At 54.7% G+C, this 15,158-nt stretch carries 8 protein-coding genes; 6 read left to right on the forward strand and 2 right to left on the reverse strand.

Annotation, left to right across the window (positions count from 1 at the left end):
- From HMPREF9473_RS07465 to HMPREF9473_RS07480, 4 genes are all read left to right on the forward strand, one after another.
- Positions 1-504, forward strand: a 504-nt coding sequence (locus tag HMPREF9473_RS07465; protein ID WP_006779472.1) for a tetratricopeptide repeat protein, incomplete at its 5' end; no start/stop codon positions are given.
- A 41-nt stretch (positions 505-545) separates the two neighbouring features.
- A complete protein-coding gene (hflX, locus tag HMPREF9473_RS07470; protein WP_006779473.1) occupies positions 546-1,799 on the forward strand; it encodes a GTPase HflX in 1,254 nt (417 codons plus the stop codon).
- Positions 1,800-2,015: 216 nt separating this feature from the next.
- On the forward strand, positions 2,016-4,382 hold the full coding sequence (locus HMPREF9473_RS07475) for a ribonucleoside triphosphate reductase (protein WP_006779474.1): 2,367 nt from the start codon (positions 2,016-2,018) through the stop codon (positions 4,380-4,382).
- Positions 4,383-4,556: 174 nt separating this feature from the next.
- Positions 4,557-5,927 carry a sodium-dependent transporter gene (locus HMPREF9473_RS07480; RefSeq protein ID WP_006779475.1) on the forward strand — a complete coding sequence of 457 codons (1,371 nt, stop codon included), beginning with the start codon at positions 4,557-4,559 and terminating at the stop codon, positions 5,925-5,927.
- Positions 5,928-6,014: 87 nt separating this feature from the next.
- Here HMPREF9473_RS07480 and HMPREF9473_RS07485 read toward each other — a convergent pair whose 3' ends face one another.
- Complete coding sequence (locus tag HMPREF9473_RS07485; protein ID WP_006779476.1) at positions 6,015-7,394, reverse strand: MATE family efflux transporter; 1,380 nt, start codon at positions 7,392-7,394, stop codon at positions 6,015-6,017.
- Positions 7,395-7,546: 152 nt separating this feature from the next.
- Positions 7,547-7,993: a hypothetical protein gene (locus tag HMPREF9473_RS07490; RefSeq protein ID WP_006779477.1), complete on the reverse strand. Its 447-nt coding sequence runs from the start codon at positions 7,991-7,993 to the stop codon at positions 7,547-7,549.
- 149 nt (positions 7,994-8,142) lie between these two features.
- Here HMPREF9473_RS07490 and addB point away from each other — a divergent pair, with 149 nt between their 5' ends.
- Positions 8,143-11,598: a helicase-exonuclease AddAB subunit AddB gene (addB, locus tag HMPREF9473_RS07495; protein WP_006779478.1), complete on the forward strand. Its 3,456-nt coding sequence runs from the start codon at positions 8,143-8,145 to the stop codon at positions 11,596-11,598.
- Positions 11,595-15,158: UvrD-helicase domain-containing protein (locus HMPREF9473_RS28100; protein WP_006779479.1), on the forward strand; the 3,564-nt coding region annotated here is incomplete at its 3' end. The genes addB and HMPREF9473_RS28100, both read left to right, overlap by 4 nt.

Below are 15,158 nucleotides of genomic sequence, written 5' to 3' on the forward strand. Positions count from 1 at the left end.
AAGGGCGGCGGAGACAGCGCTGACAATAAGGATGGCAAAAACGGCAAAAAAGACGCTGATAAAGAGAACGGCACGGACGGCGGGGACGCCAATAATGGAACCGGCAGTGCCGGAGGCGGAGATACGGCGGCAGTTTCCGGCCAGGTGACGGTCCTGTTATCTCTCGGCCAGGCCCTGACGGAGGCGGAGCGGTTTGACGACGCCAGAACACTGTATCAGCAGGCTATCGACGACGGCATCCGAAGCGACGAGCTCTACAACCGCATGGGGCTGTGCGAGATGGAGGCGGGGGACCTGGATATGGCCCTGTCCTACTTTGACGCGGGCATGCAGCTGCCGGATGAGGGCGCCAGACAGAAGATTCTCTACAACCGGGCGGCGGTCTACGAGCAGAAGCAGGATTTTGCCACGGCTCTGGAGCTGCTGGAAACCTACGCGGCTACCTACGGCAGCACGCCGGAGGTGGACCGGGAGATTATCTTCTTAAAAAGCCGCCAGCAGTAAACAGAAACCAAGGTAATGAACGACAACAAATAGGAGGCTCCATGGCGGAACTGATTGATTTAAAAGAAGTGGAAGAGCGGGTCATCTTAATCGGGGTGCAGACCAGCGAGGAAGATGACACCATGAACTGTCTAAACGAGCTGGAAGAGCTGGTGAAGACGGCAGGCGCGGCCACGGTAGACAAGATTATCCAGAACCGGGAGCGGATTCATCCCGGCACCTATCTGGGAAAAGGCAAGATAGAGGAAGTAAAGGAGCGGATTTGGGAGTTAGACGCCACCGGCGTGGTCTGTGACGACGAGCTGTCACCGGCCCAGCTTCGCAACCTGGAGCAGGCATTGGACACCAAAGTGATGGACAGAACCATGGTCATCCTGGACATTTTCGCGTCCAGGGCTAACACCAGCGAGGGCAAGATCCAGGTGGAACTGGCCCAGTTAAAATACCGGGCGGCCAGACTGGTGGGCCTTCGCAGTTCTCTGTCCCGTCTCGGCGGCGGTATCGGAACGAGAGGTCCCGGCGAGAAGAAGCTGGAGATGGACCGCCGTCTCATCCATGAGCGGATCGGCCAGCTGAAGGCGGAGCTTCGTGACGTGGAGCGCCACCGGGATGTGATGCGCCAGCAGAGAAGCAAAAACCACACCACCGTGGCGGCTATCGTCGGCTACACCAACGCCGGCAAGTCCACCCTGTTAAACCTGCTGACTGACGCCGGGATTCTGGCGGAGGACAAATTATTTGCCACCCTGGACCCCACCACGCGGAATCTGGAACTGCCAAGCGGCCAGCAGATTCTGCTGACGGACACGGTTGGATTTATCCGCAAGCTGCCCCATCATCTCATCGAGGCGTTCAAGAGCACCCTGGAGGAAGCCAGATACAGCGATATCATTCTCCACGTGGTGGACTGCTCCAACCCGCAGATGGATATGCAGATGTACACGGTCTACGAGACCTTAAAGCAGCTGGAAGTCACCGGGAAAATCATGGTGACCATCTACAACAAGATAGACAAAATAGAGGAAGAGGAGCGGCGTCTCCCCAAAGATTTGTCCGCCGATTACCAGCTGGCCATCTCCGCGAAGACGGGGGAGGGCATCGGGGAACTGAAGGACACGCTGGAGATGATTCTGCGCAACCAGAAGGTCTATCTGGAGAAAATCTACCCCTACAACGAGGCGGGCAGAATCCAGGCTATCCGCAAATACGGCGAGCTGTTGTCGGAGGAGTATGGGGAGGACGGCATTACCGTGAAGGCGTATGTGCCAGCGGCGGTTTATGGGCAGCTGGTTTGAGGTAGAATGTCGCCTTGAACTGTTATAAGTTCATTAGAAAATCTAATAAGACACAATATCTAGTTACAGGTAAAAACTGCCACATAGATATTGTGTTTTTGTTTGGCTTCTGCTATAATTAGTCTCGTAGCGTCCCGCAGGGCAAAAGCGGGACGCATTATCATTGTATATTCTGACAGACTTACGGCAGACGAGAAGGAGAAGGGGGATTTATTCATGATTAACGTTATCAAGCGTGACGGCGAAGTTGCCGACTTTGGCCTGGTGAAGATCACGGAAGCCATCAAGAAGGCATTTAAAGCCACAGGTAAGGACTACAACAACGAGATTCTGGAGCTGCTTTCCTTGCGCGTAACAGCGGATTTCCAGAACAAGATGCAGGACGGAAAGATTTCCGTAGAGCAGATTCAGGACAGCGTGGAACATGTGCTGGAGCAGGCCGGATACACGGACGTGGCCAAAGCCTACATTTTATATAGAAAGCAGAGAGAGAAAATCCGTAACATGAAGAACACCATCCTGGATTACAAGGACGTGGTGAACAGTTACGTGAAGATCGAGGACTGGCGTGTGAAGGAGAACTCCACCGTGACCTACTCCGTGGGCGGCTTGATTCTCAGCAACTCCGGCGCGGTGACCGCCAACTACTGGCTCTCTGAGGTTTACGACAATGAGATTGCCGAAGCGCACCGCAACGCGGACATCCATATCCATGATTTGTCCATGCTGACCGGTTACTGCGCCGGCTGGTCCTTAAAACAGCTGTTACAGGAAGGACTGGGCGGAATCCCAGGCAAGATTACCTCCTCCCCGGCCAAGCACCTCTCCGTACTCTGCAACCAGATGGTAAACTTCCTGGGTATCATGCAGAACGAGTGGGCCGGAGCCCAGGCATTTTCCTCCTTCGACACCTACTTAGCGCCGTTTGTCAAAGCTGATAACTTATCCTATCCGGAAGTGAAGAAATGTATTGAAGCCTTTATCTACGGCGTCAACACACCGAGCCGCTGGGGTACCCAGGCTCCGTTCTCCAACATCACGCTGGACTGGACCGTTCCAAACGATATGGCAGAGTTAAATGCCATCGTGGGCGGCAAAGAGATGGATTTCAAATATAAAGACTGTAAGAAAGAGATGGATATGATTAACAAAGCCTTCATCGAGACCATGATTGAGGGCGACTCCAACGGGCGCGGATTCCAGTATCCGATTCCCACCTACTCCATCACCCGTGATTTCGACTGGTCTGACACCGAGAATAACCGTCTTCTGTTCGAGATGACAGCCAAATACGGAACACCTTACTTCTCCAACTATATCAACAGCGATATGGAGCCAAGCGACGTGCGGAGCATGTGCTGCCGTCTGCGTCTGGACCTCCGGGAGCTGCGCAGAAAGACCGGCGGATTCTTCGGTTCCGGCGAGAGTACCGGTTCCGTGGGCGTTGTGACCATCAATATGCCGAGAATCGCTTATCTGTCCAAGGATGCGGAGGACTTTTACAGACGTCTCGACCATATGATGGACATTTCCGCCAGGTCCTTAAAGACCAAGAGAGAGGTTATCACCAGACTGCTGAATAACGGTCTGTATCCATACACCAAGCGTTACCTGGGAAGTTTTGAGAATCATTTCTCCACCATCGGCCTGATTGGCATGAACGAGGTTGGCTTGAATGCCAAATGGCTGGGCAGTGATTTGACCCACGAGGAGACCCAGGAGTTTACCAAGGATGTGTTAAACCACATGAGAGAGCGTCTGTCCGATTACCAGGAGATGTACGGCGACCTTTACAATCTGGAGGCCACACCGGCAGAGTCCACCACCTACCGTCTTGCCAAGCATGACAGGAAGCGCTACCCGGACATCATCACCGCCGGACATGAGGGGGATACCCCGTATTACACCAACAGCTCCCATCTGCCGGTGGATTACACCGCGGATGTGTTTGACGCCCTGGATATCCAGGACGAGTTACAGACCCTCTACACCTCGGGAACCGTGTTCCACGCCTTCCTGGGCGAGAAACTGCCAGACTGGCAGGCGGCCGCGAAGCTGGTACACACCATCGCGGAGAACTACAAGCTGCCATATTACACCCTGTCACCGACTTACTCCATCTGTAAGGACCACGGCTACCTGATTGGGGAGCATTTCACCTGTCCGATCTGTGGCCAGGAGGCAGAGGTATACAGCCGGATTACCGGTTACTACCGTCCGGTGAAGAACTGGAACGAGGGCAAGTCCCAGGAGTACAAGAACCGTACCACCTACGACGTGACTTCCTCCGCCTTGAAGAAAGGCGTGGCGGCAGCCGCATGTACGGCGGAGGCCTCGGAGGAGAAGAAGGAGACCGCTCCGGCAGGCGTCTATCTGTTCACCACCAAGACCTGTCCTAACTGCAGGATGGCCCAGGAATTCTTGAAGGATGTGGACTATCAGGTGGTTGACGCGGAGGAGAATCCGGAACTGACCGGAGAGTTTGGCATCATGCAGGCGCCGACTCTGGTACTGGTGAAGGACGGAGAGATTCAGAAGTATGTCAACGCAAGCAACATCAAGAAGTTTGCGGAGACCCGATAAATACATCATTTATTAGTAAAATCAGGAACCGGGAATTTGACGCGTTAACACGTTAAGTTCCCGGTTCTTCCTGTCTCAAGGCCATTTTAGGCTTCCTATTCCTGGGATTTTATTGTAAAATGTAAAAGATAGGCTTCTGGACAAGCCGAAATACAAAAAGGGGAGTTATGAGAAATGGGTAGAGAAAAATTTTCGTCCCGCCTGGGATTTATCTTAATCTCGGCCGGATGCGCAATCGGGCTTGGCAATGTGTGGAGGTTTCCCTACATCGTCGGCCAATATGGAGGAGCGGCGTTTGTACTGATTTATCTGGCGTTTCTGCTGGTGCTGGGGCTTCCCATCGTCATTATGGAGTTCGCCGTGGGGCGGGCCAGCCAGAAGAGTGCGGCCAGATCCTTTGATTTGCTGGAGCCAAAGGGCAGCAAGTGGCATCTCAACAAATACATCGCCATCGCGGGCAACTATCTGCTGATGATGTTTTACACCACGGTGGCAGGCTGGATGGTGCTGTACTGTGTGAAAATGCTGAAGGGCGATTTTTCCGGGCTGGATGCTACGGCTGTGGCCGGGGAATTTACCAACATGCTGGGCAGTCCCGTCCTGATGACCGTGATGATGGTGATTGTGGTGGTGGGGTGTTTTATCGTCTGCGGCATGGGCCTGCAGAACGGTGTGGAGAAGATTACCAAGATTATGATGATAAGCCTGCTGGTACTGATGGTGATTCTGGCCGGCAATTCCCTGATGATAGACGGGGGCCAGGCAGGACTGGAGTTCTACTTGAAGCCTGACTTTGGAAAGATTGTCGAGGTGGGAGTGGGAGAGGCGGTGTTCGCGGCTCTGGGACAGGCGTTCTTCACGCTGAGCATCGGCATCGGCGCGCTGGCCATCTTTGGAAGCTATATCGGCAAGGAGAAACGGCTTACCGGGGAGGCGGTCAATGTGCTGGCTCTGGACACTCTGGTGGCTTTTATGGCGGGACTGATTATCTTCCCGGCCTGCTTCGCCTACGGGGTCAACCCGGATTCCGGGCCATCCCTGATTTTCATCACCCTGCCAAACGTCTTCAACCACATGACAGGCGGAAGAGTCTGGGGAACCTTGTTCTTCCTGTTTATGTCCTTCGCGTCCATTTCCACGGTGATTGCCGTGTTCCAGAATATCATCTCGTTTGCCACGGATTTGACGGGATGTACGGTGAAGAAGGCGGTGGCTGTCAACATCATTGCCATCATTCTGCTGTCACTGCCCTGTGTGCTGGGCTTTAATGTGTGGAGCGGCTTCATGCCTCTGGGGGCGGGAAGCAACATTCAGGATTTGGAGGATTTCATCGTCAGCAACAACCTGCTGCCGATAGGAAGTCTGATCTATCTTTTATTCTGTACCAGCCGGTACGGATGGGGATATGATAAATTTCTGGAGGAAGCCAACGCCGGAACCGGCTTGAAGTTCCCGAAGGGTGTGAAGTTCTATGTGAGCTATATCCTGCCGCTGATTATCCTGGGGATATTCATTCAGGGGTATTGGGTGAAATTTGTGAAATAGTGAAAGATTGAGAAAACGTCTCTGTCAGCCTGAGAATGAGAAATGGCTGACAGAGACGTTTTTTGATATTTAGGAGAATCTTTCTTGTCAATTGTACGCGTGCTGTCCTCTGCCCCGCAGCCGGCTGAACCGGTGGAAGTAGATGAGGAACAGAATCGACGTCGTCACCCAGGTGAGCGGATAGCTGAACAGGACCGTCTTGATGGCCGGCCGCAGCGGCACCGCCACGAGAATCCACAGCACACGCAGGGCGCAGATGCCAAGACAGGTGATCAGCATGGGAATCCAGCAGTCGCCCACACCCCGCAGAGCGCCGGAATAAATCTCGATAACCACGTAGGTGATAAACGTAGGCACCAGGAACCGCAGAATCTCCATCCCCTTTTCCAGCACCGCCGCGTCGTCGGTAAAGATGGTGAAGATGGGGTGGCCGAAGACGTAGAGAAGAACGGTCAGCCCAAGGGCGGCGACCACGCTCATCCCTAAGCAGACCCGGATTCCCTTTTTCACCCGGTCCATATGACCGGCGCCGTAGTTCTGGCCCACAAAGGTGGTGACGGAAATGCCAAAGGCGCTGATAATCATCCAGAACAGACTGTCAATCTTGCTGTAAGCCGTCCAGGCCGCCACCGTATCCGTCCCCAGCCCGTTGACGCTGGCCTGGATAATGATATTGGAGGAGGAGTACATCACCGACTGCAATGCCGCCGGAAGTCCGATCTGGATAATCCGTTTCAGCATCCGCTTGTCAATGCGGATTTCCCGATATTTCAACTGATAGATTTCTTTCGTTCTGGTCAGCACCACAATCACCAGGATAGCACTGACGGTCTGGGACAGAATCGTAGCCAGCGCCGCCCCCATAACGCCCATATGAAGCACCACCACAAACAGGATATCCAGCACAATGTTGGTGAGACAGCTGGCCATCAGAAAATACAGCGGCCGCCTGGAATCCCCCACGGCCCGCAGCACCCCGGAGCCCATATTGTAAATCAGGTTGGGGATAATCCCCACAAAGTAAATCCGCAGATACAGGGAGGCGTACTCCATAATCTCCTCCGGCGTCCCCATCGCCCGCAGAGCCGCCGAGGCGCCAGCGATGCCAAGCACCATCATTACCCCGCCGCAGCTGAGTGCAAATGCCACGGAGGTGTGGATGGCCCAGCCCACCTTGTCCGCCTTCTTCGCCCCGTAATACTGGGAAATGATGACGGCCGCACCGGAGGAAAGCCCTACGAAGGCTCCGACCAACAGGTTAATCAGAGTCCCGGTAGGGCCGCCCACGGCAGCCAGCGCCTCTTTTCCCACAAACCGCCCCACCACAATGGCGTCCACGGTGTTATAAAGCTGCTGAAAAAATGTTCCAAATAAAATAGGAAAGAAAAACAGAAGAAGCTGCTGCCATATGACTCCTTCTGTTATCTGATTTGTCTTCGTCGTCCCATTATTCTGTTCCTGATTCATATCTGACCTCTCATATGTATTCATACGTAACTAATTTACTGTGACGATACGCTGTTCTGGCTGGTATGCAATCACAGTTCCATGAGAACTATATCACAGCCTGCGGCCAAATACAATATGATTTGAGAAGCCGGAATGGATAAATGTATTTTCTACTGCGCGTCTTTGATTTCCGCTTTGTGAAGCGCCTGTTCGATGGCGTTAATCAGCGCGGCCGAGGTGTAACGGGTCTCCATGGAATAGGAGAGATTCTCGGTGGACTGTGTGGCGCACACCTGTTTTGCAAGGTCTTCAAAAACCGGCTGCATCAGCGGATACATGGTGGCCACGGAGTCGCTTAAAGGGGACAGGGCCACGGAATTAATATGGTCGGCGTCTACCGTCACTTCCACATTCACATTCTGGCTTCCGAGAACCAGTGAGGCCGTGTACACGCCCGGCACATAAGCGCTGGCATCCGCGGAGCTTGGCACAGCGTCTTTCTTTGGCCGGAACATGATTAAGAACAGGGAGACGAGAAGAATCGCAAGTCCGATAAAGATAGCAGTATAGACAATCTCCTTCATCCGCAGTACGACAATTTTAGTTTTGGAGCTCATGGCAGAACCTCCGGATAGATTTGTTATAGTCTATTATTGGAAATGAAAGTTTATGCTAAAAATCGGGGAGGGTTTGTGTTATACTGTTAGATAGCAATCGAGGGCGCGGCGTCAGCATTGCCGCAGCAGAAAACGATACAGGAGGAGCCATGTCATTACAATTTATTCTGGGGAGTTCCGGGGCCGGGAAGACCAGACTTTTATATGAAAATTTGATTGAAATGTCCATGGAGCAGCCGGAGGGGCAGTTTATCGCCATTGTACCGGAGCAGTTTACCATGCAGACGCAGAAGGAAATCGTCACCCTTCATCCAAACCACGGTACCATGAATATTGATATCGTCAGCTTTAAGCGGCTGGCGTACCGGGTGTTTGAGGAACTGGCGGTGACGACATTAGATATCCTGGATGATACGGGGAAATCCATGGTGCTTCGAAAGGTGACGGCGGAGCAGAAGCGGAATCTGTCGCTGTTTCGGGGGCATTTGAATCAGAACGGGTTTATCAACCAGCTGAAATCCATGATGTCGGAGCTTTACCAGTACGGAATCCGCACGGAGGAGCTGGACGCGGCCGTGGAGGAGAGCGAGAGCGCCCTGCTTCGGGAGAAGCTGAAGGATTTGAGCGTGATTTACAAGGGATTTCAGAAGGAGATTGAGGAGCGGTATATCACGGCGGAGGAGATTCTGGACGTGCTGTGCCGGGTTCTGCCCCAGTCGGAGATGATAAAAAACAGCGTGGTAACCCTGGACGGTTATACCGGGTTTACGCCGGTGCAGTACCGGTTACTGGAGCTTTTGTTTACATACGCGAAGAAGGTGATTGTGACGGTCACCATCGACCCGGCATCCAACCCCTATAAGGAGAGCCGGATGCAGAACCTGTTTTATATGAGCAAGCAGATTGTGTGCAGGCTGACGGATCTGGCGTCGAGGAACGGGATTACCAAAGAGGACGATATCGTGCTGGGAGCGGACGGCCTGAAGCGGTTTGCGGACAGCCCGGCCATCGGCTTTCTGGAACAGCATTTATACCGCTATGACAACGCCTGCTATGAGAAGGAGCAGAAGGAGATATCTGTCTATCAGGCGGGAAAACCGGGCCAGGAGGTGGCCTGGGTGGCGGGCCAGATACACCGGCTGGTGCAGGGGAAACAGGTGCGCTACCGGGAGATTGCCGTCATTACCGGGGATTTGCCCAGCTACGGTCATGAACTGGTGAACCAGTTTGAGGCGGAGGGGATTCCCTATTTCATGGATGACAAAAAGTCCATTCTGGAAAATGCCATGGTGGAGCTGATTCGCGCCGCCTTGGAGGTGGTGCAGAAGGATTTTTCCTACGAGAGCGTGTTCCGCTATCTGAAGACCGGTCTGGTGACGGATCGCAGGGAGATGATAGACCGGCTGGACAACTACGTGATGGCCCTTGGCATCCGTGGGTACAAGAAGTGGAACCAGACCTGGGAATGGGAGTACCGGGGAAGCAGGCATTTGAATCTGACAGAGTTAAATGAGTTCCGGGAGGAAGTGCTGGGGCCGCTGTCCAGACTCCGGGAGTCGCTTCGCGAGGAGGAGGCCACGGTAAACACCATGGCAAAGGCGGTGGTGGACTGTCTGGTGGAATGCCAGGTGGAGCAAAAGCTGGAGGACTACCGGAAGCATTTTGAGGAAGTGGGAGAATATAGCCTGGCCAAGGAATACGGGCAGGTTTACGGTCTTGTGATGGAGCTTTTAGAGCGGATGGTGCATCTGCTTGGCGATGAGAAGATGAGCCGGAAGGAGTTTGCGGAGATTCTGGATGCGGGCTTTGGGGAGATAACCGTGGGCGTGATTCCGGCCACGGTGGACCGGGTTGTGGTTGGCGATCTCACCAGAACCAGACTGGATGAGATACAGGTGCTGTTTTTCGTGGGAGTCAATGACGGGATTGTGCCGATGAAGAAGAACACATCCGGGATTCTGACCGACGCGGACCGCTCGGTGCTGAAACGACACCGGATGGAGCTGGCGCCCACGTCCAGGGAGGACGGCTTTATGCAGCGGTTCTACCTCTATCTGATGATGACGAAGCCGAAGTGGCAGCTGATTCTGTCCTACTCCGCCTTTGACAGCGCGGGGAAAAGTCTGCGGCCATCCAGTCTGATTGGGGATGTGCGAAGGCTGTTTCCAGGCCTGGAGGTTCAGGATGGGAAGAAGGAGAAGCGCTCGGTGGGCTCCCTGGCGGAGGGCCGGGAGTATTTGATAGCCGGGCTGCGGGATTATGAGAATTACCGGAAGGATGAGATGTTTCTGGAACTGTACCGCTGGTTTGCCGGCTCCGAGGAGTACGGGGAGCAGGTGAGACGGCTGGTGGACGCGGCCTTTTATTCCTACGAGGAGCGTGGAATCGGCAAGGCGGCGGCCCGCGCCCTCTACGGCAGTATTCTCCAGGGAAGCGTGACGAGGCTTGAAAAATATGCGGCCTGCGCCTACGCCCATTTCCTGAATTACGGGCTGGAGCTTTTGGAGCGTCAGGAGTATCAGCTGGCGACGGTGGATATGGGAAACCTGTTCCACGATTCCATCGATTTGTGCTTTAAAGAGATGGAGGAGCAGGGCATTACCGCGGAAATGATGACGGAGGGGACCAGAAAGGCTCTGGTGAAATCCTGCGTGGAAAAGGTGGCCAGTGACTACGGCAACACCATCTTACAGAGTTCGGCCAGGAACCAGTATCTGGCCAGGAAGGTGGAGCGGATCACGGACAGGACCATGTGGGCATTGGTGGAGCAGTTAAAGAAAGGGGACTTTAGGCCGGTCGGGTTTGAGGTGTCATTTTCCGCCATTGACAATCTGGGGGCCATGAAGTTGAAGCTGTCGGAGGAGGAAGCCCTGCATTTGAGGGGAAGAATCGACCGAATGGACCTGTGTGAGGACGAGGAGCATATCTATGTGAAGATTATCGACTATAAATCGGGGAGCACCCGGTTTGATTTGGCGGCCCTCTACTACGGACTCCAGCTGCAGCTGGTGGTCTATATGGACGCGGTGATGGAGCTGGAGGAGCGGAAGCACCCGGACAAGAAGGTGGTTCCGGCGGGAATCTTCTATTACAATATCAAGGACCCCATGGTGGAGAAGCAGAGAGGCATTTCCGGGGAGGAGATAGAAAACCAGATACTGGAGCAGCTGAAAATGAATGGTCTGGTGAACAGTGATTTGGAAGTGATTGAGCACCTGGACAGGGAGATCGAGACGAAATCCGACGTGATTCCGGTGGCGATGAAGAATGGGCTGATTCAGGAGAATTATTCCACCGTGGCCAGTGAAAAGCGGTTTGGGCTGCTGAAAGGGTTTGTGAGAGAGCAGTTAAAGAGGAGCGGAAGGGAAATCCTGGGCGGTGACATCCGGGTGAAGCCCTACAAGCAGGGCATGGCGACGGCCTGCGACTACTGTCCTTATCATGCGGTGTGCGGGTTTGAGCAGAAGGTGAAGGGATTTGGATACCGGAGATTCCCGTCCATGAAGCCGGAGGAGGTCTGGGAGCAGATTATTGGGGAGAGTGAAGAGGCGGAAGAAAGCCATGAGGGAATGTTAGAAGAGAGCAAAGGAGGTGAGGCAGGATGAACTGGACACCGGAACAGGAACAGGTGATATGGGCCAGAAACCGGAATCTGCTGGTGTCGGCGGCGGCCGGAAGCGGCAAGACGGCGGTGCTGGTGGAGCGGATTATCCAGATGGTGACGGATGAGACGAACCCGGTGGATATCGACGAATTGCTGGTGATGACATTTACAAAAGCGGCGGCGGCCGAGATGCGGGAGAGAATCGGGCAGGCGGTGGAGAGAAAGCTGGCGGAGCAGCCGGACAACGAGCATTTGCAGCTGCAGTCCACCCTGGTTCACCATGCACAGATTACGACGATTGACAGCTTCTGTCTGAATCTGATACGGGACCATTTTAATGTGCTGGAGATCGACCCGGGGTTTCGGATTGGGGACGAGGGGGAGCTGATGCTTCTGCGAAAGGACGTCATGGAGCGCCTTCTGGAGGACTATTATGAGAAGGGTGATGAGCGGTTTGAGCAGTTTGTGGATACCTACGCGGCGGGGAAGGCGGATGGCGGGATAGAGGATTACATCATGCAGGTGTACAATTTCGCCCAGAGCAATCCCTGGCCCATGATGTGGATTGAGAACTGCCGGAAGGAGCTGCGGGAACTGGAGGAAGGTCATCTGGAGGAGACTGCCTGGATGAAATTCCTCATGGAGGATGTGAGAAAACAGCTGGGAGAGCTGTGTGAGCAGTTGGGAAATGCCATCGGCATCTGTCAGGAAGAAGGCGGGCCAGAGGTCTATCTGCCCACCTTGGAGACGGAGCTTGCCATGTTAGAGGGGCTCCGGGACGCCGGGACCTATGAGGAACTGTGCCAGGGCCTCCGGGATGTCTCCTTTGGGCGGCTGGCGGCGGCCAGAAGCAAGGAGATTGATGGGGAGAAGAAAACATTTGTCACCGGGTGCCGCGACAGGATAAAGAAAGCGGTGGCGGGACTGAAGGAGAATTATGGCTTTGAGGACATCGGCGAGGCGGTTTCCGATATGATAGGAACCGGCGACGTGGTGGAAATCCTGTTGGAGCTGGCCTGCGAGTTTACCGCCAGGTATCAGGAGAGCAAGCGGGATAAAAATGTGGTGGACTTCAACGATTTGGAGCACTACGCCCTGGATGTCCTGGTGAAGCAGGAGGATGGGAAGGTCTGCTATACGGATACTGCCGATGAGCTGAGCGCCCAGTACCGGGAAATTCTGGTGGATGAATACCAGGACAGCAATTATGTGCAGGAGGAATTGATAAACAGTCTGTCCGGCGCCAGATTCGGGCGTCCCAACGTGTTTATGGTGGGGGATGTGAAGCAGAGCATTTACCGCTTCCGTCTGGCGAGGCCGGAGCTGTTTATGGAGAAATATGAGACTTACACTGTGGAGGACAGCAGCTGCCAGAAGATAGAACTGCACCAGAACTTCCGAAGCCGGGCTTCGGTGCTGGAGAGCGTCAACCAGGTGTTTTACAGTATTATGACGAAGAACCTGGGCAACATCCAGTACACGGAAGATGCCGCCCTGCATCCCGGCGCGGTGTTTGAGCCGGTGGAGCAGTCCGCGGCCGGAGCCGGAATGGTGGAAGCGGCCGGGACAGCGGAGGATGGAGTTGTGCCTGGTCAGGCGGTGACAATGGAAGATGGAACAGTTTCCAGCCAGGTTAGTGCCATGGAAGCCAGTGCCGCTTCTGACCAGCCAGCCATGGCGGAGACCGGAACCGCTGTCGGTCAGGCCGGCACGCCCACGGAGCTTCTCCTGGTCAACACGGGGAAAGGGAGCGGCCAGGCGGAGGGGGAGAACGCCTCCCGCATGAGCCAGGCGGAGAAAGACGAGATGGCGGATTACACCAGCAAGGAGGTGGAGGCCAAGCTGATCGCCCGGCGCATCCGGGAGCTGACCGACGAGGAGACGGGCCTGCTGGTCTGGGACAAGGAGGAGAAGCGCTACCGCACGGCCCGGTACCGGGACATGGTGATTCTGCTTCGGAGTATCAGCGGCTGGACCGATTCCTTCTTAAATGTGCTGACCCAGGAGGGCATTCCCGCCTGCGCGGACACCGGCACCGGCTACTTCAACACCATTGAAGTGGAGACCGTGCTTTCCATCCTGGCCGTCATCGACAATCCGATGCAGGATATCCCACTGGCCGCCGTATTCAAATCCCCGGTAGCCGGGATAACGGACGAAGAACTGGCCTATATGATGGCGCTGTACCGGAAGAACCCGGACAGGGGCCAGGAGCGCGGCCTGTACGGCGCCTGGAAATACTGCATGGAATTAGACATCCCCACCCTGTCAGGGAAACTCCATGCAATCGCCGATTTCCTGACGGAAATGCGGGACGAAGCGGCTTACCTGCCCATTCATGAGATTATTTACCGCGTCTTCATGAAGACTGGATACTACGACTACGTATCCGCCATGCCGGCCGGTGAGATCAGGAGGGCCAACCTGGATATGCTGGTGGAGAAGGCGGCCGCCTACGAGAAGACCAGCTACAAGGGCCTGTTTCATTTTATCCGCTACATCAACAACTTAAAGAAATACGACACCGACTTCGGCGAGGCGTCCGCCCCCGGAGACGGAGAAAATATGGTGCGCCTGATGAGCATCCACAAGAGCAAGGGCCTGGAATTTCCCATCGTCTTCCTGGCCGGTCTCGGCAAATCCTTCAACAAACAGGATGTGCGTGGCAAAATCCTTATCGACGCTGATTTAGGCATCGGCACTGACTACTTAAACCCGGATCTGCGCCTCAAATCCACCACGCTGAAAAAGAATGTGCTGAAGCGAAAAATGGATTTGGACAGTCTGGGCGAGGAGCTTCGCGTCCTTTACGTAGCCATGACCCGCGCCAAAGAGAAACTGATTATGACAGGCACTGACCGCTACCTGGACAAAAAACAGGAGAAATGGTCCCAGATTCCCTGGGAACAGACCTCCATCCCCTACACGGTGCTCACCTCGGCCGGTTCCTATTTGGATTGGCTGCTCATGAGCCTGCCAAAATCCGGGAAGTCCATCATTACCAGGGAAATCCCTCTGGAGGAACTGGTGGGAGAGGAGGTCATCCGCCAGGTCAAAAAACAGATATCCAAGGAAGAACTGCTGCAGATGGATGTCACCACTCCCGGAAACCGGGAATGCCTGGATACTCTGCAATCCATCCTGGCTTTCCGCTATCCTTACGAGGCCGATGTCACGCTGCACACCAAAATGTCCGTGTCCGAGCTGAAAAAACTAGGCCAGGATGCCGACGACTGGGACAGTCTCTATCAGCCCGTCGTCCCGGAATTTCTGCGGGAGGACACGCCTGCCAGCCACTGGGTATCCAAAACCGGCCAGAACTACGGCGCCAGCCGCGGTACCGCCTACCACCGCGCTCTGGAGCTGCTGGACTTCACCACTATTGCTGCCCGCGCCGATGTAACCACCGCCCTCCAGTCCATTCTGGACAACAAAAAGATGGAGGAGCAGGACTGGAAGATGCTGGATGGCGATGTCATCTGGCAGTTCCTCACCTCCCCCTTAGGCCGCCGCATGAAGGCCGCCCAGGAGAAGGGCCTCTGCCACCGGGAGCAGCAGTTC

Source organism: Hungatella hathewayi WAL-18680 (assembly GCF_000235505.1).
Classification (GTDB): Bacteria; Bacillota; Clostridia; order Lachnospirales; family Lachnospiraceae; genus Hungatella_A; species Hungatella_A hathewayi_A.